Below are 20575 nucleotides of genomic sequence, written 5' to 3' on the forward strand. Positions count from 1 at the left end.
CGCGACGCGCGCTCGCGCGTCGCCGGTCGAGGGCCCCGGCGGACGCTGCCGGCGCCGGTGCGAAGGCGGCCCCGAGCGGGGCCGCGAGGGGGTGCGTCAGGCCCGCGCGAGCGAGCGGCGCTTCATCTCGAGCTGCGTGATCAGGCGCTGCAGCGTGTTCTCCGCGCTGCCCGGCAGCGACATGAAGCGAAAGCCGAGCTGGTAGCGCCGCGAACCGTTCGGCATCTGCGTCGAACGCTGCGACACGAGGCGCAGCTCGAGCGACAGCTTGCCGTGGCCGGTCAGCTCGAGCTCGACGTCCGGCAACAGCGTGCCGACCTCGAGCGCCTCGACGCGCTCGTCGGCCGTGCGCAACCCGACGCCGCCGAGCGACAGGTTATGCACCTCGAACACGAAGCTCTCGCCGTCCGGCAGCGTGCCGCGGCACAGAAACGGATCGACGATCGGCGCATCGACGCGGAAGTACTCGCGGCGCTGGATGCACATCAGCACGTCGGGGAAATCGGCGACGAACGCGGGCAGCCCCTCGTAGCGCGTCTCGCGCGGCGTGTTCGTGGTGAATTCGACGCGCACGCCCTCCGGCGCGGCCGAGAACGTGCAGTGCGACGCGGCGAGGATGCTGGCGTTCTGCTCGGACAGCGCGCCCCAGTCGAACGTGAACGTGCGCGCGCCGACGTCGACCTCGAGCAGGCGCGTGACGAGCTGGCCGCCTGGGTACTGGACCGTCAGGAAGTCGCCGCGGTTCACGAGATTGCGCAGCTGCACACCGATCTCCAGCGGATTGCGGCGGGCGTAGTCAGGCCCGGAATGGCCCGCATCCAGGCTCGGATCGGTCGACGTTTCGATATTCATGGCTAGCCGGTTTTCTTGTCAGGGCGCCCGGACGACCGGTGCGCAGTAAAACCGGGCCAGAACAGGGCCCGGTAGCAGGTCTCACACACTTAGCGGCAGTGCTCACCGAAAGTTTAGATCGAATTGCCGATATTTTTCGCGCAAACGTTGAAACCGCGCGCGGCGGGGTGCCGGGCGCGGTCCGAAAGACGGCGGACGGGGCCTGCCCGTCAGCCGATCTGCTGCATGATCGAGATCAGCTTCTTCGCGTAATTCGGGTCGGTGGCATAGCCGGCCTTCTGCATCCCGTGCGCGAAACCCTCGACGCTGCGGCTCGCGCTCAGCACGCCCGCGTAGCGCGGGTTGTTCTTCAGCAGGTTCGCATAGTCGGTCATCGCATGCTCGTACGAATCATACGCGCGGAACTTTGCAACGACGCGCCGCGGCGTGCCGTTCACGTACTCGGTCGTCAGCGCCGACACCGTGCGGCCCGTCCAGCCCTTGTTCGCCTTGATGCCGAACACGTTGTAGCTCGTCGAGCCGTCGCTCGCGCGGATCTCGCGCTTGCCCCAGCCCGATTCGAGCGCGGCCTGGCCGACGATGAAGCGCGCCGGGATGCCGGTGCTCGCGCTCGCCGCCTGCGCCGGCGCGGCGAGCCGGTCGACGAACGCGTCGGCGTCCTGCACGCCGCTCGCGCCCCTCACCGGCGGCGTGAGCGCGCTGCCGGCCGAGTAGCCGCGTGCGCCGGCGAGCCCGCCGTTGTTCGCCGCGTTCGCATACGCCCTCGCCATCGCATTCATCGCGGCGAGGCTGCCTTCGTTGCCCGACGTGCCGGCGCCGGCCGCGCCCAGGCCCACCGCGCCGAGCCCGTCCGCGCCGGCGTCGGCCGCCGTGTCGCCGCCCTGCCCCGCGTTGCGCATCAGCTGCTTCATCAGCGCATCGGCGACGCCGATCCCGCGCTTCGACATCTGCTGCGCGAGCTGCTGGTCGAGCATCGACGTGTACATCTTCGACGTGTGCGAATCGAGCAGCCCGCCGTCGGGCGTCGCGTCGCGCATGCTCTTGAGCATCATCTGCGTGAACATCGCGTCGAACTGGCCCGCGACCGCCTTCGCGCCGGCCTGCGGCGATTGCCTCGCCTGCGCGCGCAGCGCGTCGAAGCCCTGCACGTCGAGGGCGAAGCGCTGCGTGAGATCGTTCGCGTCGGGAAGGTTCGCTGCCATTTAGATCACCTCCAGGTCCGCGCGCAGCGCACCGGCCGCCTTCATCGCCTGCAGGATCGACATCAGGTCGGCCGGCGTCGCGCCGAGCGAATTCAACGCCTTCACGACGTCGGCGAGGCTCGCGCCGGCCGTCACCATCTTGAGCGCCCCGTTGTCCTGCTTCAACTGGATCTGCGACTGCTGCGCGACCACCGTCTGCCCGTTCGAGAACGGCCCCGGCTGCGACACCACCGGCTGCGTGTTGACGACCACCGACAGGTTGCCGTGCGCGACCGCGCAGCTTTGCAGCGTCACCATCTGGTTCATCACGATCGAGCCGGTGCGCGCGTTCAGGATGACCTTCGCGGCGGCCTTGTCCGGGCTCACGTCGAGGTTCTGCAGGCGCGCCATGAACGCGACCTGCTGCGCGGAATCCGCCGGCGCGGCGAGCTGGATCGTGCGGCCGTCGAGCGCCGTCGCGGTGCCCGGGCCGAAGCTGGAATTGACCGCGGACACGATCCGCTGCGCGGTGCCGTAGTCCATGTCGTTCAGTTGCAGCTGCAGCACGCCGTTCATCTGCGCGATCGCGTTCGGCACCGAGCGCTCGACGATCGCACCGCCGACGATGCGGCCGGCCGCGAGCTGGTTCACCTGGACGCGGCTGCCGTTCGCGCTCGCGCCCGCGCCGCCGACCGCCATGTTGCCCTGCGCGAGCGCATACACCTGCCCGTCCGCGCCTTTCAGCGGCGTGAGCAGCAGCGTGCCGCCGCGCAGGCTCTTCGCGTTGCCGAGCGATGACACGGTCACGTCGAGCGCCTCGCCCGGCCGCGCGAACGGCGGCAGCGTGGCGGTCACCATCACGGCCGCGACGTTCTTCAGCTGCATGTTGCTCAATGACGACGGGCCGCCGTTGGCCGACCCGTTGTTGATCGAGATGCCGAGGTTCGCGAGCATGTTCGCGAGCGTCTGCGTCGTGAACGGCGTCTGCATCGTCTGGTCGCCCGTGCCGTCGAGGCCGACGACGAGGCCATAGCCGATCAGCGGGTTGTCGCGCACGCCCTGGATCTGCGCGAGATCCTTCAGGCGTTCCGCGTGCGCGCTCGGCGCGCCGAACGCGCAGGCCGCCAGCACGAGCGCGGCGGCGATCCGCGCGACGGCCTGCGCGCGGGACGACAGTCGGTGGAAAAGAGGCTGCGACATCGTCATCACCACGGTGCGAGGTTGAGGAAGAAGCGCTGCAGCCAGCCCATCGTCTCGGCTTCGTTGATATAGCCCTTCGACGAGTATTCGATCTTCGCGTCGGCGACCTGCGTCGAGTAGACCGAGTTCGCGCCCGAGATCGTGTTCGGGTTGACGACCCCCGAGAAGCGCACGAACTCGTTGCCCTGATTGATCAGCATCTGCTTCTCGCCGCTGACGACGAGGTTGCCGTTCGGCAGCACGTTGGTGACGGTCACGGTGATCGTGCCGTTGAACGTGTTCGCAGCACTCGCGCCGCCCGTCGCCGCGAACTTGTTGGCGCCGGCCGCCGACATGTTCGCCTTCGCGAACAGCCCGCCGAGGAAGCCGGCCGTCGGCACGCTGAAGTCGGTGTTGCCCTGCCGGTTGGTGTTCGCCCCCGACGACTTGGTCGCGTTGATGTTCTCCGCGATCATGATCGTCAGGATGTCGCCGATGTTGCGCGGCCGCTGGTCTTCGAACAGCGGCCGGCCCGCGTAGCCCGGGTTGTAGATCGAGCCGGGCGCCTGCATCGACATCGGCCTCGGCGGCTGCGCCGTCATCGGCTGCTGGATGATCGGATCGCGCGGAATCTGCGCGCAGCCGGCGAGCGCGGCCACCGCGAGCGCGCACACGGCGCGCACGGGGGCTGACGGGAGGAGGCGAACCTGCTTCATGGCGACGACTGGACTTTCCGGTTAGCTCTTCATCTGCGTGACGGTCTGCAGCATCTGGTCGGACGTCGTCACGGCCTTGCTGTTGATCTCGTACGCACGCTGCGTCTGAATCATGTTGACGAGCTCCTGCACGACGTTCACGTTCGATGCCTCGACGTAGCCCTGATTGAGCACGCCCGCGCCGTTCAGGCCCGGTTGCGCCACGTTCGGCGCGCCCGACGAGGTGGTTTCGGCGAACAGGTTCTCGCCCTTCGCCTCGAGGCCGGCCGGGTTGATGAAGGTGGCGATCTGCAGCGAGCCGATCTGCACCGCGTTGCTCGAGCCCGGCTGCGTGACCGACACGACGCCGTCCTTGCCGATCGTCAGCGACTGCGCGTTCTGCGGCACGGTGATCGCCGGCAGGATCTGGTAGCCGCTCGACGTGACGAGCTGGCCCTGCGCGTTGGTCTGGAACGAGCCGTCGCGCGTGTACGCATTCGTGCCGTCCGGCATCAGCACCTGGAAGAAGCCCGCGCCGTTGATCGCGACGTCCTTCGAGTTGCCGGTCTGCGTGAGGCCGCCCTGCGTGTACAGGCGCTCGGTCGCGACCTGCTGCACGCCGGTGCCGAGCTGCAGGCCCGACGGCAGTTCGGTCTGCTGCGTCGAGTTCGCGCCCGGCTGGCGGATGGTCTGGTACAGCAGATCCTCGAACACCGCGCGCGACGCCTTGAAGCCGTTCGTGCTGGTGTTCGCGAGGTTGTTCGAGATCACGTCCATCTGCGCCTGCTGCGCATTCATGCCGGTGGCGGCAATGTAGAGCGAACGGTTCATGTTGAATCTTCTCCTGGTAGCGAGGGCCGTGCCGCTCAGCTGAAGTTGAGCAGCTGGTTCGCCGACTGCTCGTTCTGGTCGGCCGTCTGGATCAGCTTCGACTGCAGCTGGAACGCCCGTGCGTTGTCGATCATCGCGACCATCGCGGTCACCGGATTCACGTTGCTGCCTTCGAGCGAATTCGGCGTGACGACCACGCTCGGGTCGCTGTCGGCCGGATTGCCGTCGGCGGTGCGGAACAGCCCGTCGTTGCCGCGCGCGAGCGTGGCCGGATCGGGGTTCACGAGCTTCATCTGGTCGACGATCGCGACCGCCGTCGGCGGGTCGCCCGGCATCAGCGCGGACACCGTGCCGTCCTTGCCGATCGTCACTTCCGCGTTCGGCGGCACCGAGATCGGGCCGCCGTTGCCGATCACCGGCAGGTTGCTCGCGTTGACGAGCTGGCCGTTTTCATCGACGTGCAGGTTGCCGGCGCGCGTGTACGCCTCGCTGCCGTCGGCCGTTTGCACCGACAGCCAGCCCGCGCCCTGCACGGCGACGTCGAGCGGGTTGCCGGTGCGCGTGATCGGACCCGGCGCGTAGTCCGCGCCGGGCGTCGACGCGAGCACGTAGGTGCGCGTCGTCGTCGGGTCGCTCGTGCTGCCGTCGCCGAAATTCATCGGCACCGCGCGGTAGGTCGCGAGCTGCGCGCGAAAACCCGTCGTCGACGCGTTCGCGAGGTTGTTCGCGACGATCGCCTGCTGGTCGAGCGACTGCGACGCGCCCGTCATCGCCGTGTAGATCAGTCGGTCCATGGCTGCCGGTTATCCGCGCGTTACAGGTTGATGAGCGTCTGGTCGACGGTCTGCTGCGTCTTGATCGTCTGCGCGTTCGCCTGGTAGTTGCGCTGCGCGGTGATCAGGTTGACGAGCTGCGACGTCAGGTCGACGTTCGAGTTCTCGAGCGCGCTGCCCTGCAGCGTGCCGTGGTTGGTGCTGCCCGGCGCCGAGATCTGCGGCACGCCCGACGCGGCCGTTTCCGCGTACTGGTTGCCGCCGAGGTTGACGAGGCCGTTCGGGTTGTTGAAGTTCGCGATGGCGATCTGGCCGAGCACCGCCGTCTGGCCGTTCGAGTAGTTGCCGGTCAGCTTGCCGTCCGAGCCGATCGAGAAGGTCGTCAGCGTGCCGCTCGCATAGCCGTCCTGCGCGAGGTTGTTCACGCCGTCCTTGCCGCCGAATTGCGTGGTGCCGGTCAGGTCGAGCGTGAGCGGCTGCGGCGTCGTCGAGCCGTCGGTGGTCGGCACGGTGAACTGGAACTGGCCGACCGACGTGGTCGGCACGGCCGGCGTGCCCGTCGTCGTGCTCTTGATCGCGCCCGACGAATCGAACGTGACCGTGCCGAGGTCGGTCGTGGCGCCGCCCTGCACGCCCGCGTACGCTTCCCACGTGCCCGCCGCCGATTTCACGAAGTACATGTTGACCGCCTGCGAGCCGCCGAGCGAGTCGTACACCTGCACCGACGTCGAATAGTTGTACGTCGAGGTGTCGGTCGCGTCGAACGGCGTCTTGGTCGGCACCTTGTCCTGCGAGTTCAGGTTGAACTGGCCGGTGATCTTGGTCGTGGCGGTCGGCGAGATGTTGGTCGTCGGCGCCTGCAGCGGCACGGTCTGCGCGGTGTTCACCACGCCGTTCTTGTCGGCCAGGTAGCCCATCAGGTTCAGGCCCTGCGCGTTGACGATGTAGCCGTTCTTGTCGCGCTGGAACGTGCCGTCGCGCGAGTACGTCGTCACGCCGTTGTTCGACATCTGGAAGAAGCCGTTGCCGTTGATCGCGACGTCGAGCGACGAGTTCGTCGTATTGATCGTGCCCTGGCCGAACTGCTGCTGTACCGACGCGAGCGCCGTCCCGATCCCGATCTGCGTGTTGACCGACGTCGCGATCGAGTTCGCGTACATGTCGGAGAACTGCGCGGTGCTCGACTTGAAGCCGACCGTGTTCGCGTTCGCGATGTTGTTGCCGATCACGTCGAGCGCGTTCGATGCGCCGGCGAGGCCGCTCAGACCCTGTTGATAACCCATTTCGGTCTCCGTTTTCGAGAAAGCTGGATCAGTTGGTGGTGGTGGCGTCGGAGGACGACGACGATGCGGTGTTCGGGAAGATCGACGCGACCTGGGTGAGCCCCACGGTCGTGCCGTTCGACAGCACGAGCCCCGCCGTGCCGTCCGCCTGCTTGATCACGCTCTGTACCTGCGCGGCCGCGAGCACGGTCGGCGCATACGTCTTGCCGTCGCTGCCCGTGTACTGCGCGCTCACGGTGTACTTGCCGTCCGGCAGCGCGTTGCCCGCTGCGTCGGTCGGCGTCCAGTTGAACGGCACCGTGCCGGCCGACTGCTTGCCCGCGTTGATCGTGTTGACGACGGCGCCCGAGCTGTTCTTCACGGTGATCGTCAGGTTCGACACGTCGTTCGCGAGCGACACGCCGAACGGCGACGCCGCGCCGCCCTTCACCGCGACGCCGTTGCCCGGTGCGAGCACGTTCGTGCCGATCAGGAGCGCGGCCTGCGTCTGCTGGCCCGCCGCGAGCTGGCTCGACAGCGACGTGAGCGACGTGTTCAGCTGCGCGATGCCGCTCACCGTGTTGATCTGCGCGAGCTGCGACGTCATCTGCGAACTGTCGACGGGGCTCGTCGGATCCTGGTTCTGCAGCTGCGTGACGAGCAGCTTCAGGAACGTCGCCTGCAGGTCGCTCGCCGACGTGCCGGTCGTCGACACGTTGCTGGTGTTCATCGTGTCGGTCGGCAGGGTCGACACGTTGGTGCCGTTGCTGCCGATCGTCGTGCTGGTGGATGTCATCCTGAATGGCCTTGTGTCGGAACTGTCGGGTCTGGGGTCTCGATGTCTCGGTGCCTCGATGTCGAAGCTCGCCCGGCGCGGCTTACGAGCCGATCGTCAGCGTCTTGAGCATCAGCGTCTTCGCGGTGTTCAGCGTCTCGACGTTGGCCTGGTACGAGCGCGACGCCGAGATCATGTTCACCATCTCCTGCACCGGATCGACGTTCGGCATCTGCACGTAGCCGTTCGCGTCGGCGGACGGGTTCGCCGGGTCGTAGGTCGACTTCATCGGCGACGGATCGTCCATCACCTTCGTCACGCGCACGCCGCCCACGCCCTGGCCGGACGCAGTGCGCGCGCCGCCCATCGGGTCGGTCGCGAACACGACCTGCTTGGCCTTGTACGGCTTGCCGTCGGGGCCGGTCGCGCTGTCGGCGTTCGCGAGGTTCGACGCGGTGACGTTCAGGCGCTGCGATTGCGCGGACAGCGCCGAACCGGCGACGCCGAAGATGTTCATCAACGAGGGCATGGAGGCTCCTTGTTCGGGTACGAAAGCGGCGCGCGCTTACGAGTTCGTCGAGATCGCGGCGATCATCGCCTTGATCTGCTGGGTCATCACGGTCATCCCGGTTTCGTAGTGCAGCGCGTTGTTCGCGAACTGCACGCGCTCGACGTCGAGATCGACCGTGTTGCCGTCGAGCGACGGCTGCAGCGGCATCCGGTATTGCGAACGACCGTAGTCGTCGGCCGGGCCGCCCGTGGGAATCAGCTTCGCGGTGCCGGCCATGTGGCCCGGCGCCGTCGACACCATCGTCATCCCGCTCGCCACGCCGGCCGGCTGCGCCATCGGCAGCTGCGCGGCGTTGCTCGGCGCGAGGCCGCCGTGGGTCTGCTTCAGCGAGCGCGCGAGGGTCGACGCGAAATCGACGTCGCGGGCCTGGTAGCCCGGCGTGTCGGCGTTCGCGATGTTCGACGACAGCAGTTCCTGCCGATAGGCGCGCACGTCGAGCGCCTGTCGGCCGAACGCGAATTCGGCATCGAGTTTGTCCAGCATGTGTGCGTCTCTCCGTATGAAGCGCTGCACGCCCGTTGCGCCGGATGGCGACCCAAGGGGCTTTTTTCCATGACAGCGATGGTAGGCGTCGCGCGCAACCGGCAATCGGGCGAATAACGCGGCAAAGGCCCCCTCTATTCATCGTTTGCGCGACGGCCCCGCTCCCTAGAATGCGAATCGGATCAACGGTTTCGAGGACACGGCGATGACAGGCAGCGCACTTCGCGGAAACGACGGACGCCGGACGCGCGTGCCGCGTGCGTTCGCGCTCGCCGCGGCGCTGTGGCTCGCGGTGCCGGTTGCGCACGCGGACGACGGGATGATCGTGATCCCCGGACGCGGCGAGACGGCCGAGACGGCGCTCGCGCATGCGAATGCAGCAAGCGGCGGGCAGTTCGGCGGGAATGCGGGAACGGTGGCGGGCGCGGCGGTGGGTGCGGCGTCGGGCGCGGGCATGGCGATGGCGGGCGGTGCGGCTGGCACTGCCGCGGCCGGCTACGCGGCGCAGCCGGCCGGCTCGATGGTCGTGACGAACGTCCCGCCGCCGGCCGCCGTGCCGGCGCCCGCACCGCGCCCCGTCTACGCGGCCGCACGCATGAACACCGGTTACGGCGCGCCGCGCGCGGCCGATCCGGGCGCCGTCGCGACCGTCGTCGCCGGTACGGCCGACCCGGCCTCGAATCCTGCGCGAGCGGCGATCGCCCCACGCGTCGCGTCAGCCCGCCCCCTCCCGGCCGCGCCGGCCCCGCGCGCGCCGATGGCGTCCGCCACCGCGGCCCAGGCGGCGGCTGCGCCCCAGCCGGCGACGCCGCCCGGCCAGCAGGACCCCGACGCGATCCGGCGCACGGCCCTCGCGTTCCTGCAGCAGCAGATCGCGGGCCTGCCGGGCAAGACCACCGCGACCGTCGCGGCCGCGTTTCCGCGCGGGCTCGCCGCGTGCACGACGCTCGAGCCGTTCCTGCCGACCGGCGCGCGCCTGTGGGGCCGCACGACGGTCGGCGTGCGCTGCGCGGGCGAACGGCCGTGGACCGTCTACCTGCAGGCGAAGGTTGCCGTGCAGGCCACCTATTACGTCGCCGCGCGGCAGATCGCGCCCGGCGAGCCGCTCACCGTGGCCGACCTCGTCGCGCGCGACGGCGACCTGACGGTGCTGCCGCTCGCGGTGATCACCGATCCCGCGCAGGCGGTCGGCGCGACCGCGCTGGCCCGGATCTCGGCCGGGCTGCCGCTGCGCCAGGACATGCTGAAGAGCGCCGCGTCGGTGTCGGCCGGCCAGACAGTGCGGGTCGTCGCGGCCGGGCCCGGCTTCACGATCTCGGCCGAGGGCAACGCGCTCGCGAATGCGGCGCCGGGCCAGTCGGTGCGGGTGAGGATGGCCGCGGGGCAGATCGTCACGGCGATCGTCAAGGACGCCGGGACCGTGGAAATTCCGCTGTAGGGGCGGATCCCGCCGCAAGATTGCAAAGAATTGTTTATTCGGAGAATTTCGGGCTCACGATGCTAAAGTTCGGGCCGACCCGGCCGTTATCTGGGTCATACCGTACAGGAAACCCATCGTGAAGATCGATTCCACTCCGAAACCGAGCCCCCTCGCGTCGACCGGCAACGGCGCGACCCGCGCGCAATCCGGCGCGGCTTCGTCGTCGCCCGCGCAGGCGGCCGACGCAGGATCGACCGGCGGCGACACGACCGTGAACCTGTCGGGTCTGTCGGGCCAGCTGCGTTCGCAGTCGGCCTCGGGCAGCGCCGACATCGACACGGCCCTCGTCCAGTCGATCAAGGACGCGCTGAACGACGGCACGCTGACGATCGACGTGAACAAGATCGCCGACGGCGTATTGAATACCGCCCGCGACCTGCTGCAACAGCAGCGCTCGCAGGGCAACTGAGCCGGCCAGGGGCCCGTCACGCCCTGACCGGTCCCCTGGTTTGCCGGCATGCGCCACCGCGTGCCGGCGCGACGAGCATGACGCGATGAGAGAAGAGCTGCTGGCCACGGTCAACGACGAACACGCGACGGTCGAAGCGTTCGCGTCCCTGCTCGCCTACGAGGAAAAAGCGCTCACGACACCGGAGCCGCTCGACATGCTGCCCGGCATCGTCGAGAAGAAGAGCGTGCTGATCGACCGGCTCGCGCAGCTCGAGCGCACGCGCGACACGCAGCTGTCCGCGCTCGGCTTTCCGGCCGGCAAGAAAGGCATGGACCAGGCCGCCGAGCGCGATGCACGCCTCGCGGGCCGCTGGCAGCTGCTGCTACAGGCCGCCGAACGCGCGCGCCAGGCCAATGCGACCAACGGGATGCTGATCCGGATCCGGATGGACTACAACGAGCGCGCGCTCGCGGTGCTGCGCTCGGCCCCCGCGCCGGCCGGCGTCTACGGGCCCGACGGGCGCGTGTCGGCGCTGATGCGCTGAAGCATCGACGTACCGATCACGCCAACGCTCCGACGTACCGATCACGCCGGCGCTCCGACGCGCCGGCCGCGCACCGCGCGGCCCGGCTGCGGCCGCGAGCGCCTTTCCCGCCTTACAGCAGCGGACACGCGGTGACCTGCGTGCCGCGTTCCACGCAAAGCCGTTCGTAGTCGCGCAGGTACGCGCGCTCGTCGTCGTCCAGCAGTTCGACGTCGATCAGGTCCCAGTCGTAGCCGACGGTGACGATGTTCTCGAACGCGACAGTGTCCGATGCGTCGTCGTCCGCGCGCACGATCACGATGTTCTCGATCCGCACGCCGCCCTTGCCCGGCACGTAGATGCCCGGCTCGACCGAAATCACCGCATTCGGCACCAGCCCGTACTTCGCGCCCGGCGCGAACCGCACGCCGCCCTCGTGGACGTGGATCCCGACGCCATGCCCGGTGCCGTGGCCGAAATCGTAGCCGTGGTCGCGGCACACCTGCCGTACCGCCGCGTCGACGTCGCCACCCGTCGCCGTCTTCGGGAAGCGCGTGACGAGCCCCTTGATGCAGGCCTTCAGCGCGACCGTATAGATCTCGCGCTGCCACGGCTGCGCGACCGTTTCCGGCCGCGTGCGGCGCAGCACGACGCGCGTGCAGTCCGTCGCGAAACCGGCGTCGTAATACGCGCCGCTGTCGAGCAGCACGAGTTCGCCCTCCGTCAGCTCGACCTCCGCGCTCGCCGTCGTGTAGTGCGCGAACGCGCTGTTCGCGCCGTTCGCCGCGATCGACGGGAACGTCAGCGCGACCGCCGAGCGGGCGCCGTACGCGTCGTTGATCGTGCGGGCCAGGTCGTATTCGGTATGGCGCCGCCCCGGCTCGCCGGCCTTCGCCCAGCGCATCGTTTCGGCGATCGCCGCCGAACTGCGCGCGAACGCGTCGCGGAAGCGGTCGAGCACCGCCGGCGTCTTGCCGGCCCGCATCGCCTCGACCGGGTTGAAATCGGCGTGGCGCGCATGCGGCCACACGCGGCGCACCGACTCGACGAGCGCGCAGTTGACCGATTCGAAGCCGTAGCACACGTGGTCGATCGCGCATGACGCGAGGAAGCGCTCGAGTTCGGCGAAGTCGCGCCGGATCACGTGCAGCGCCGGATACGACGCCAGCTCGACCGGGCACCGGTCGCAGCCTTCCGGCAGGAACAGCGCGACCTGCGCGCCGACCGCGAACAGGAAGCCCAGGTGCGACGACACATTCGGGATGTGATAGCCGCGGCTGTTCAGCAGGTACGCGAGATCGTCCGACGCACACGTGAAGAACGCCGTCTTGCCGGGCGCCGCGCCGGTGTGCGCGGCGAGCCGGCGGTTCAGCGCGTCGAGGTTCTGCGCGACGCTCGCGCCGGTCATCGTGTCCGGCAGCTCGAAGATCGGCCGCTCGACCACCCAGCCCGGCAGCGCGATCGCGCGGTCGATCTCGCGCTCGCCGAGACTCGTCCAGTCGAGCGACGCGGGCTGCGTCTGCTCGACCAGCCGGTCGCGCTGCGCGACGCTGATCCGCAGCGCGTCGTAGCCGACCCGTGCGAGCCGGCTCGCGTGCGCGATGAGCCAGTCACCCAGCGCCTGCCAGATCGTCACGTTCATCCCGAGCTTCTCGATCCGCACCTGCGCCGGGTCGCACTGCTGTTCGGCCTGCAGGTGATAGCGGCCGTCGACGAACAGCACGAACGGCGGCACGCCGAGCGCCTGCGCGGTCGCCGCGCTCAGGAAGATCCCGCAGCCGGCCGAGCCGTCGAAGCCCGACAGCGCGTAGCGCGGGTTGTTGCTGCGCGGCAGGTATTCGGTGATGTATTCGTCCTGCGACGTGACGACCACGGCGTCGAGCCGCAGCGCGTCGAGCACGCGCGACAGGCCGCGCTGCGTGTCGGCGACGCACGCGTCATACGAGGGAAGGCCGGAGAAGTTGTATTTCAGTCGATCGATCATCGGATACCCGCTCTTGATTGTTGTCGGCAGCCGGCGGTGTCACGCGGCATGGCGCACGCCTGACGCGGCGCGGCGCCCGTGCGCGGACGGCGCAAGGCCCCGCGGGCAGCCGGGCCGCGGCGCCGTTCCGGCGGCCGGTCTCGGGAAAAATTTTTGTCTCACTTAACTTTGTTTGATGCGTCGACAGAATCTAGAGCACGCTGAAATTGAGGTCAAGCCAAAATTTTCGTAGGGCTAAAATTACCGACACGGCGCGCGACGGCGGCCCGGCCATGCGCGGCGTGGCGCCGTGCGGGCGCCGCCGCGCGGTACAATGCGCCGGCATTGCCGTCCCGACGGCCGTGCTTCGTGCGCTTCGCGGAACGCAACGTCCCGGCGACTGCACCACCCGTCCGCTCGCCTCCCGACTCGTTGTCACGAAAGAGATTCATGGATTCAGACCTCATGCGTATCGGCCAGCGCATTCGGCGCCTGCGCCGGGAAGCGAAGAAGACGCTGCTGGAAGTCGCGACCGAGGCGAACCTGTCGATCGGCTTCCTGTCGCAGGTCGAGCGTCATCTCACCGGTATCTCGCTGTCGTCGCTCGTCAACGTCGCGAAGGCGCTGAACGTGCCGCTCGGCACGCTGATCGAGCAGCCGCGCCAGGCGCAGCCCGACTCACGCGCGGGCCGCCGCGAGCCGTACGCGGTCGACGCCACGTCGCAATGGTACGAACGGCTGTCGACCACCTTCGACGGCAGTCAGATCCACGCGCTCAAGGTCCGGATGATGGAGGGCTACCGTTCGGAATGGGTCGCGCACGGCGGCGACGAGTTCGTGTACGTGCTGACCGGCCGCGTCTGCTACACGATCGGCAAGAAGGATTACCCGCTGTCGCCCGGCGACTCGCTGCACTTCGACGCGCGCAAGCGCCATCGCGTCGCGAATGTCGGGGACGGGCCGGCCGAACTGATCGCGGTCGGCACGCTACCGCTCTTCGACGACAGCTGCGCCGAATTCGGGTCCGTGGCGATGGAAATTAAGCCGCACGCGCGCGATGCCGGCCCGACGCCGGGCGAGCCGCGCGTGAGCCGCCGCGAACCGGCGCAGAAACGTGAGCGTGAGCGCGACGCGAACGCGGCCGCGCCTGCCGCCGAGCTGCCGCCCCGCGTGGCGGCCAAGCCAGCTGCCAAGCCCACTGCCGGCAAGCCGCGCGCGGCCGCGGGCAAACGTCCGGCCGCCGCCACCCCGGCCCGCCGCGCCACCACCCGCACGAAGCAATGACGGCTGGCGGCCGGGCGCCGCACCGCGCCGCCCGGTTCTCCCGCGCTATTCGCCGATCGCCAGCGCCTGCTTGACGGCCTCGACCCGTGCGCGATGCACGGCGTCCTTGATCTGCATCGTATCGTCGCCGACACCGCGCGCGATCGCGCCCGCGTCGACGCTGCGCGCCGCCACCAGCGCCACGCGCAGCCGCTCGGCCTGCGGATACGGCTGCGTGTCGAGCCCGAGCCGGCCGCGGGCATCCGCTTCGCACGCCTGCAGCATCTCCGCGAAGCGCGCCGGCTTGCGCAGCGCATCGCTGCGCTCGAAGAACCGCACCAGCGCCGCCGCGCCCATCTCCATCACACGATGCAGGTTGCCGTGCTCGCGCGCGACCACCAGCGCCAGATCACGGCATTCGTTCGGCACACGCAGCCGCTCGCACAACGGCTTGATGAGGTCGACGCCGCGGCCTTCGTGGCCGACGTGGCGCGGCAGCACGTCGGCGGGCGTCGTCGCCTTGCCGAGATCGTGCGTGAGCGCCGCGAAGCGCACCGGCAGCGAGTAGCCCTGCCTCGCCGCGTAGTCGACGACCATCATCACGTGCACGCCCGTGTCGACTTCCGGGTGGTAGTCGGCGCGCTGCGGCACGCCCCACAGCGCGTCGACCTCGGGCAGGATGCGCGCGAGCGCGCCGCACTCGCGCAGCACCGCGAACATCCGCGACGGCTTCGCCTCCATCAGCCCGCGCGCGATTTCCTGCCACACGCGCTCGGGCACCAGCGCGTCCGCTTCGCCCGCGTCGACCATGCGCCGCATCAGCGCGAGCGTGTCGTCCGCGACCGTGAAATCCGCGAAGCGCGCGGCAAAACGCGCGATCCGCAGGATCCGCACCGGATCCTCGACGAACGCGTCGCCCACGTGCCGGAACACGCGTGCACGCAGGTCGGCCTGCCCGTCGAACGGATCGATCACCGGCCCGACCAGCGCGCCCTCCGGGCTCACTTCGCGCGCCATCGCGTTGATCGTCAGGTCGCGCCGCGCGAGATCCTCGTCGAGCGTCACGTCCGGCGCGAAGTAGAACTGGAAGCCGTGATAGCCGGCCGCCGTCTTGCGCTCGGTGCGCGCGAGCGCGTATTCCTCCTGCGTGTCCGGATGCAGGAACACCGGGAAATCCTTGCCGACCGGCCGGAAGCCCTGGGCGACCATCTGCTCGGGCGTCGCGCCCACCACCACGTAGTCGCGATCCTGCACCGGCACGCCGAGCAATTCGTCGCGGATCGCTCCGCCTACTGCGTAGATGTTCATGGCGAATTGCTCCGAGAAACGCCGTCATTGATGGCGGGAAAGAAAGGAGTGCTGTTGACAAGCAGCTTCTTCCACGGGTTAGGATCACCGGCATGATCCTTGTCTACCGCTACCGCGTGAAGTCGCTCAACGGACTGCTCAACAAGCAGAGCCGTGCGGTGAACTACGTCTGGAACTTCTGCAATGACACGCAGAAGCACGCGGTCAAGTGGAACAAGAAGTGGCCGACGGGATTCGATCTGAACGTGCTGACGACGGGGAGCAGCAAGGCGCTCGGCATTCACTCCGGAACGATCAACGCGACGTGCGAACAATATGCGAATTCGCGCAGTCAGCACCGACGTCCCTACCTGCGCTATCGCGGCAGGAAATCGCTGGGCTGGGTGCCGCTGAAGGGCCGCGACCTGAAGCGCGAGGGCGACGCGTTTCGCTTTGGCGGCAACACCTTTCGCGTGTTCAACAGCCGCCCACTTCCTGAAGGCAAGATCAAGGACGGAACCAACTTCGCACAGGATGCGCGCGGCAACTGGTTTCTGAACATCGCGATCGAGATGCCCGATGTTCAGGTCCGCCCGATCCGTTCCGGTGTCGGCATCGATCTCGGCCTGAAAGACTTTGCCACACTTTCGACCGGCGAGAAGCTGCCGAACGACCAATTCGGCCGACGCGCGGCCGAGAAGCTCGCGAAAGCGCAACGGGCGCGCAAGCACAAGCGACATATCGCGAAGCTGCACGCCAAAGTGGCGAATGCCCGTGCCGATTTCCAGCACAAGCTCGCGCTCGATCTGGTGCGGCGTTTCGATTACCTCGCGGTCGGCAACGTGTCGGCCGCGAAGCTCGCCAGAACCAGGATGGCGAAGAGCGTCTACGACGCATCCTGGTCGTCCTTCCGAAACAAGCTCCGTTACAAGGCGATGGCGCACGGGGCCACGTTCGAGGAAGTCGACGAAAGCGGTTCTACCCAGTCCTGTTCGTCGTGCGGGTCGAAAGACAGCACGACGCGGCCGAAAGGTATCGCGGGACTGCGAATGAGAGAGTGGGCCTGCAGTGGCTGTGGTGTCGTGCATGATCGAGATACCAACGCTGCCGTGAACATTCTCCGATGCGGACGTGCATCGCCAGGTGTGGGAATCCTCCGCCTTTAGGCGGACGAGGACGTCAAGGGGTCGGTTCGTATTCGGCAATCACATTGGTTTCGCGGCGCGCGGCGTCGATCCAGCGCTGCACGGCCGGCAGCGCCGTCACGCGTGCCGCGTAGCCGGCTGCCTCCGGCGACAGCGCCGGCGCATACGTATTGAAGCGCATCACGACCGGCGCATACATCGCATCGGCAATCCCGAACTCACCGAACAGGAACGGCCCGCCCGATGCCTCGATGCACGCGCTCCACAGCGCGTCGATGCGCGCGACGTCGGCCAGCGCATCGGGCGTCGCGCCGCGTCCCGGCATCGACGCGCGCACGTTCATCCCCATCTGCGTGCGCAGCGCGGCGAAGCCCGAGTGCATCTCGGCCGAGATGCAGCGCGCGTGGACGCGCTCCAGCGGATCGGCCGGCCACATCGGGAATTGCGGATAGCGCTCGGCAAGCGTCTCGGCGATCGCGAGCGAATCCCAGATCGCGGTGCCGTGATCGTCGATCAGGCACGGCACCTTGCCGGTCGGCGAATACTCGCGAATGCGCGCGGCCGTGTCGTCGCGGCGCAGCTCGATCGCGATCTCGTCGAACGGGATCCCGAAATGCGCGAGCAGCAGCCACGGCCGCATCGACCACGACGAGTAATTCTTGTCTCCAATGACGAGTTTCATGGCGGTGTTCCGAAAGGCGCGAAAGTGAATGAGGGAGGCGGTGGCCCGCGACGCCTAGCGGCGCGAGCGGAACCAGTCGAAGCGGGAGCGCTGCGCGCCGTCGCCGAGATACGCGGGCGCGATGCTCTCGAGACTCGCGGGCGACAGCCCGAGTTCCGGCGCGAGCGGCCCTGACAGCACGTTGGGCACCGACATCGACGCGAGATTGTCGCGCGTGATCATCGGCTCGCCGGGCAGGCATTCGAACACGCTCGCCTGCAGCCGCGCAAGCGCGTCGGGCAGCCGCACGATGCGTGCCTGCCGGCCGACCAGCGTGCCGCAATAGCGCACCAGCTGCTCGAGCGTGTAGACGGTCGGACCGCCGAGCTCGTAGGTTTTGCCGTGCGCGGCCGTGAGATCGAGCGTGTTGACGAACGCGCTCACGACGTCGCCGACGAACACCGGCTGAAAGCGCGCATCGGGCATCGCGAGCGGCAGCACCGGCAGCGTGCGCTGCAGGTTCGCGAATGTGTTGAGGAATGTGTCGCCGGGGCCGAACACGACCGACGGGCGGAAGATCGTCAGCGCGAGCGAATCGGTCGCCGCGACCGCGTGCAGCGCGGCCTCGCCGTCGCCTTTCGAGCGCTGGTACATGCTCGCGCCGTGCGAATCGGCGCCGAGCGCGCTCATGTGCAGCACGCGCCGCACGCCGACTTCGACGCATGCGGCGGCCAGCGCGGCCGGCAGCGCGACGTGCGCGCGCTCGAAGCCGGGCCCGTATGGCGTGCCGCGGCCGCCGTGCAGCACGCCGACGAGGTTGATGGCCGCGTGCGCGCCGGCGACGAACCGGGCCAGCGTGCGCGTATCGAGCGCGTCGAGTTCGACGATCTCGACCGGCAGCATCTGCAGGTGGCGCGCGTGCTCGCGCCGCCGCGTGCCGATCCTCACATGCTTGCCGGCGTCGATCAGCGCATTGACGAGCCGGCTGCCGATGAAGCCGGTGCCGCCCAGCAGCGCGACGGTCTGGCGATCCATGGTCGAGTCCTCCAACGGGCGGTTCACGCTCATGACGGGCTTGCGAACGAGCCTTGCCGGCGCCCCCCAACGGGACGTCCTTCGGGCGCGTGCAAGAAGCAGGGCGCGCCGTCCGGCCGAGCCTGACAAGCGACGCGCGACGCCGCGATGCGGCCGGCAACGCTCGTTCCCCTGACCAGGAGAATCATAGACGGGGCTGGCCGGTCATGAGCGTGACAGCCCCTTGAGCATACTGCCGCGTCTCGCGCGGCAGTATGAAGATTGCGGATCAGGGCGAGATCATGCCCAGGCGTTTCTTCAACGACTGCGGTTTGCCCTCGAAGAGCGCCGCGTAGTAGACGGTGTTCGACAGCACGTTCTTCACGTAGTCGCGCGTCTCGTTGAACGGAATCGTCTCCGCGAAGATCGCGCCTTCGACCGGCTGCGTCAGCACCTGGCGCCACTGGCGCGGCCGGCCCGGACCCGCGTTGTAACCGGCGGTCGCCAGCACCGGCGAGCTGTCGAAATTGTTGTAGATGTCCGCCAGATACCAGGTGCCGAGCTGGATGTTGGTATTGATGTCGTGCATCTGCGCACGCGTGATCGTGCCCATCCCGAGCTTCTTCGCGACGAGCTGCGCGGTGGCCGGCATCAGCTGCATCAGTCCGCCCGCGCCGACGGAAGAACGCGCGTTCGTGATGAAGCGCGATTCCTGGCGGATCAGCCCGTACGCCCATTCGATGTCGAGGCCCGACGACTGCGCATAGCGCTCGACGATGTCGCGGTACGGCGACGGGTAGCGCAGCGTGAAGTCGTGCTCGGCCTTCGTACGGTCGGCCGTGTTGACCGTGCGGTCGAGCAGGTCGACGCGCTTGCCGTATTCGGCGGCCGCGAGCAACTGGCGATCGGTCATCCCGCGCAGCGGCCAGTTCCATTCGCGGTTGCCTTCGAGGCGCAGGTTCAGCCCATAGAAGCGCTGCGCGAGCGCGAAGCCCGGAATCTTGCTCATCGCGCCGATCTCGGCGTCGCTCACCTTCGTGCGCGGCGGGACGCTCGTGCGCTGGCCGAGCTCTTCGCCGGCGAGCTGCCCGTAGAAGTTGTACTGGCCCGCGACCTGCTCGAATTCCTGGTTCGCCTGCAGCGTGTCGCCGCTCTGCTTGAGCGCGCGCGCATGCCAGTAGATCCAGGCCGGATCGTCGCGCAGCGACGGCGGCATCTGCTCGATCGACCAGCGCACCATCGGCCAGTTGCCGGCGAGCAGCGCGGCGCGCGTGCGCCATTCGTAGCCCGGGTTCGACAGCGGCGCGTTCGCGGATTTCGCATACCAGACCGACGCGAGCGGCGAGCGCTTGATCGCGCCCTGGTAGCCGATCGCGCCCCACGCAATCGCCTGTTCCTGCTTGGTGAGCGAGCCGGTGACGGACGTCAGCATCCCTGCCGCCGCGTCCGGATCGTTGCGCGCCATGCGGCCGAGCGCGATCAGCGCGAGCTGGTGCGACGCCGCGTCGGGGCCGACGCCGCGCGCGAGGTACAGCGGCGGCGCGCTGGTCGCCTGGTCGAAGTCGACCGGGCGCGGGCCGAGCGCGTCGACGATCTTGCCGCCGAGCGTCGTGTAGTTCTGCTCGTACGCGAGGCGCGCCTGCTGCCACACGTCGTCGCTCGTGAATTGCTGGTTGACCGTCAGCGCCGTAATCAGGTCGACACAGGCGTCGCCGTAGTATTTCGGCTCGACGAGCAGCGCGCGCGCCGCCTCGGCGACGTTCTCGCCGCGCGCCGCGCGCGATTCGAGCGCGTAGCACTTGACCTGCGTGTCGTCGTCGAGCACGAAGCGCTTGTACTGGTCGTCGAAGTTGCGCCAGTCGTGGCGCGCGCCGAGCACGAGCAGGTAGTCGTTGCGCATGCGGTCGGCGATCGCCTGTCCGTCGTAGCGCTGCAGGAACGACTGCACGGGTGCGTCGGGCGCGTCGACACGTGCGCGGCCCGTCGAATCGAACAGCTGCGGCTTGATCTGGAAATACTCGACGTAGGACGGGACCGGATAGTTCGGGATCATCGACGCGAGCTGCGCGGCCTTCGCGGCGTCGTTGCGGCGCGCGGCTTCGCGAAGCTGCACGAAGATCTGGTCATCCCCGGCGAGCGTGTCGTCGCCCGGTGCGGCGCACGCGGCCGTGCCCGCGACGAGCGCGGCGGCCGAAAGCGTGAGCGCGACCGCGCGATATACTCGGAAAAGGCTGTTCGACATCGTT

At 68.7% G+C, this 20575-nt stretch carries 20 protein-coding genes; 5 read left to right on the forward strand and 15 right to left on the reverse strand.

Features of this window, described 5'->3' with window-relative positions:
- Positions 1–96 precede the first annotated feature (96 nt).
- From LMA02_RS15610 to flgB, 10 genes are all read right to left on the reverse strand, one after another.
- The gene (locus tag LMA02_RS15610; protein ID WP_105831955.1) at positions 97–852 is read right to left on the reverse strand and encodes a flagellar brake protein; all 756 of its coding nucleotides are present in this window, start codon (positions 850–852) and stop codon (positions 97–99) included.
- Between the two features lie 209 nt (positions 853–1061).
- Complete coding sequence (flgJ, locus tag LMA02_RS15615; RefSeq protein WP_228906075.1) at positions 1062–2054, reverse strand: flagellar assembly peptidoglycan hydrolase FlgJ; 993 nt, start codon at positions 2052–2054, stop codon at positions 1062–1064.
- The gene (locus tag LMA02_RS15620) at positions 2055–3233 is read right to left on the reverse strand and encodes a flagellar basal body P-ring protein FlgI (protein ID WP_228906082.1); all 1179 of its coding nucleotides are present in this window, start codon (positions 3231–3233) and stop codon (positions 2055–2057) included.
- A gap of 5 nt (positions 3234–3238) precedes the next feature.
- Positions 3239–3928: a flagellar basal body L-ring protein FlgH gene (gene flgH, locus LMA02_RS15625; RefSeq protein ID WP_228906084.1), complete on the reverse strand. Its 690-nt coding sequence runs from the start codon at positions 3926–3928 to the stop codon at positions 3239–3241.
- A gap of 21 nt (positions 3929–3949) precedes the next feature.
- On the reverse strand, positions 3950–4738 hold the full coding sequence (gene flgG / locus LMA02_RS15630; RefSeq protein WP_006755141.1) for a flagellar basal-body rod protein FlgG: 789 nt from the start codon (positions 4736–4738) through the stop codon (positions 3950–3952).
- Between the two features lie 35 nt (positions 4739–4773).
- Positions 4774–5532 (reverse strand): flagellar basal-body rod protein FlgF, encoded by a 759-nt coding sequence (flgF, locus tag LMA02_RS15635; protein ID WP_166726379.1) that lies wholly within the window; start codon positions 5530–5532, stop codon positions 4774–4776.
- 20 nt (positions 5533–5552) lie between these two features.
- On the reverse strand, positions 5553–6794 hold the full coding sequence (gene flgE, locus LMA02_RS15640; RefSeq protein ID WP_228906086.1) for a flagellar hook protein FlgE: 1242 nt from the start codon (positions 6792–6794) through the stop codon (positions 5553–5555).
- Between the two features lie 28 nt (positions 6795–6822).
- Complete coding sequence (locus tag LMA02_RS15645) at positions 6823–7569, reverse strand: flagellar hook assembly protein FlgD (protein ID WP_228906087.1); 747 nt, start codon at positions 7567–7569, stop codon at positions 6823–6825.
- 82 nt (positions 7570–7651) lie between these two features.
- Positions 7652–8077 carry a flagellar basal body rod protein FlgC gene (gene flgC / locus LMA02_RS15650; protein WP_006755137.1) on the reverse strand — a complete coding sequence of 142 codons (426 nt, stop codon included), beginning with the start codon at positions 8075–8077 and terminating at the stop codon, positions 7652–7654.
- A gap of 36 nt (positions 8078–8113) precedes the next feature.
- On the reverse strand, positions 8114–8602 hold the full coding sequence (gene flgB / locus LMA02_RS15655) for a flagellar basal body rod protein FlgB (RefSeq protein WP_012364906.1): 489 nt from the start codon (positions 8600–8602) through the stop codon (positions 8114–8116).
- A gap of 205 nt (positions 8603–8807) precedes the next feature.
- Between flgB and flgA the strand changes: the two genes are divergently transcribed.
- The 3 genes from flgA to LMA02_RS15670 all read left to right on the forward strand — a co-directional run bounded on the left by flgA (position 8808) and on the right by LMA02_RS15670 (position 11017).
- Complete coding sequence (gene flgA, locus LMA02_RS15660) at positions 8808–10040, forward strand: flagellar basal body P-ring formation chaperone FlgA (protein WP_228906089.1); 1233 nt, start codon at positions 8808–8810, stop codon at positions 10038–10040.
- 118 nt (positions 10041–10158) lie between these two features.
- Entirely contained in the window at positions 10159–10491 is a 333-nt protein-coding gene (flgM, locus tag LMA02_RS15665) for a flagellar biosynthesis anti-sigma factor FlgM (RefSeq protein WP_006755734.1), read from the forward strand.
- An 85-nt stretch (positions 10492–10576) separates the two neighbouring features.
- Complete coding sequence (locus tag LMA02_RS15670) at positions 10577–11017, forward strand: flagella synthesis protein FlgN (RefSeq protein ID WP_006755733.1); 441 nt, start codon at positions 10577–10579, stop codon at positions 11015–11017.
- 112 nt (positions 11018–11129) lie between these two features.
- Here the strand turns inward: LMA02_RS15670 and LMA02_RS15675 are convergent, their stop codons facing one another.
- The gene (locus tag LMA02_RS15675) at positions 11130–12980 is read right to left on the reverse strand and encodes a M24 family metallopeptidase (RefSeq protein ID WP_228906091.1); all 1851 of its coding nucleotides are present in this window, start codon (positions 12978–12980) and stop codon (positions 11130–11132) included.
- A 429-nt stretch (positions 12981–13409) separates the two neighbouring features.
- Here LMA02_RS15675 and LMA02_RS15680 point away from each other — a divergent pair, with 429 nt between their 5' ends.
- Positions 13410–14243: a helix-turn-helix domain-containing protein gene (locus LMA02_RS15680; protein ID WP_228906092.1), complete on the forward strand. Its 834-nt coding sequence runs from the start codon at positions 13410–13412 to the stop codon at positions 14241–14243.
- Between the two features lie 45 nt (positions 14244–14288).
- On the opposite strand, the gene LMA02_RS15685 is transcribed toward LMA02_RS15680, so the two are convergent.
- Positions 14289–15530 (reverse strand): multifunctional CCA addition/repair protein, encoded by a 1242-nt coding sequence (locus LMA02_RS15685; RefSeq protein ID WP_228906094.1) that lies wholly within the window; start codon positions 15528–15530, stop codon positions 14289–14291.
- 92 nt (positions 15531–15622) lie between these two features.
- On the opposite strand from LMA02_RS15685, the gene LMA02_RS15690 reads away from it, so the two are divergent.
- Entirely contained in the window at positions 15623–16675 is a 1053-nt protein-coding gene (locus LMA02_RS15690) for an RNA-guided endonuclease InsQ/TnpB family protein (protein ID WP_228906101.1), read from the forward strand.
- A gap of 13 nt (positions 16676–16688) precedes the next feature.
- On the opposite strand, the gene LMA02_RS15695 is transcribed toward LMA02_RS15690, so the two are convergent.
- The 3 genes from LMA02_RS15695 to LMA02_RS15705 all read right to left on the reverse strand — a co-directional run bounded on the left by LMA02_RS15695 (position 16689) and on the right by LMA02_RS15705 (position 20571).
- Entirely contained in the window at positions 16689–17336 is a 648-nt protein-coding gene (locus tag LMA02_RS15695; RefSeq protein WP_175678294.1) for a glutathione S-transferase family protein, read from the reverse strand.
- Between the two features lie 54 nt (positions 17337–17390).
- Entirely contained in the window at positions 17391–18350 is a 960-nt protein-coding gene (locus LMA02_RS15700; protein ID WP_228906108.1) for a complex I NDUFA9 subunit family protein, read from the reverse strand.
- A gap of 268 nt (positions 18351–18618) precedes the next feature.
- Positions 18619–20571: a lytic transglycosylase domain-containing protein gene (locus LMA02_RS15705; RefSeq protein ID WP_228906110.1), complete on the reverse strand. Its 1953-nt coding sequence runs from the start codon at positions 20569–20571 to the stop codon at positions 18619–18621.
- Positions 20572–20575: the final 4 nt, after the last annotated feature.

It is taken from the genome of Burkholderia sp. B21-005 (assembly GCF_020843965.1).
Lineage (GTDB): Bacteria > Pseudomonadota > Gammaproteobacteria > Burkholderiales > Burkholderiaceae > Burkholderia > Burkholderia ambifaria.

Bases quoted from the DNA above. Each gene is read 5' to 3' on its own strand.
- flgA (WP_228906089.1), top strand. From the start codon at position 8,808: ATGACAGGCAGCGCACTTCGCGGAAACGACGGACGCCGGACGCGCGTG.
- LMA02_RS15670 (WP_006755733.1), top strand. From the start codon at position 10,577: ATGAGAGAAGAGCTGCTGGCCACGGTCAACGACGAACACGCGACGGTC.
- flgB (WP_012364906.1), bottom strand. From the start codon at position 8,602: ATGCTGGACAAACTCGATGCCGAATTCGCGTTCGGCCGACAGGCGCTC.
- LMA02_RS15680 (WP_228906092.1), top strand. From the start codon at position 13,410: ATGGATTCAGACCTCATGCGTATCGGCCAGCGCATTCGGCGCCTGCGC.
- flgF (WP_166726379.1), bottom strand. From the start codon at position 5,532: ATGGACCGACTGATCTACACGGCGATGACGGGCGCGTCGCAGTCGCTC.
- LMA02_RS15700 (WP_228906108.1), bottom strand. From the start codon at position 18,350: ATGGATCGCCAGACCGTCGCGCTGCTGGGCGGCACCGGCTTCATCGGC.
- LMA02_RS15705 (WP_228906110.1), bottom strand. From the start codon at position 20,571: ATGTCGAACAGCCTTTTCCGAGTATATCGCGCGGTCGCGCTCACGCTT.
- LMA02_RS15675 (WP_228906091.1), bottom strand. From the start codon at position 12,980: ATGATCGATCGACTGAAATACAACTTCTCCGGCCTTCCCTCGTATGAC.
- flgE (WP_228906086.1), bottom strand. From the start codon at position 6,794: ATGGGTTATCAACAGGGTCTGAGCGGCCTCGCCGGCGCATCGAACGCG.
- LMA02_RS15695 (WP_175678294.1), bottom strand. From the start codon at position 17,336: ATGAAACTCGTCATTGGAGACAAGAATTACTCGTCGTGGTCGATGCGG.
- flgG (WP_006755141.1), bottom strand. From the start codon at position 4,738: ATGAACCGTTCGCTCTACATTGCCGCCACCGGCATGAATGCGCAGCAG.
- LMA02_RS15645 (WP_228906087.1), bottom strand. From the start codon at position 7,569: ATGACATCCACCAGCACGACGATCGGCAGCAACGGCACCAACGTGTCG.
- LMA02_RS15690 (WP_228906101.1), top strand. From the start codon at position 15,623: ATGATCCTTGTCTACCGCTACCGCGTGAAGTCGCTCAACGGACTGCTC.
- flgH (WP_228906084.1), bottom strand. From the start codon at position 3,928: ATGAAGCAGGTTCGCCTCCTCCCGTCAGCCCCCGTGCGCGCCGTGTGC.
- LMA02_RS15620 (WP_228906082.1), bottom strand. From the start codon at position 3,233: ATGTCGCAGCCTCTTTTCCACCGACTGTCGTCCCGCGCGCAGGCCGTC.
- LMA02_RS15610 (WP_105831955.1), bottom strand. From the start codon at position 852: ATGAATATCGAAACGTCGACCGATCCGAGCCTGGATGCGGGCCATTCC.
- flgC (WP_006755137.1), bottom strand. From the start codon at position 8,077: ATGCCCTCGTTGATGAACATCTTCGGCGTCGCCGGTTCGGCGCTGTCC.
- LMA02_RS15685 (WP_228906094.1), bottom strand. From the start codon at position 15,530: ATGAACATCTACGCAGTAGGCGGAGCGATCCGCGACGAATTGCTCGGC.
- flgJ (WP_228906075.1), bottom strand. From the start codon at position 2,054: ATGGCAGCGAACCTTCCCGACGCGAACGATCTCACGCAGCGCTTCGCC.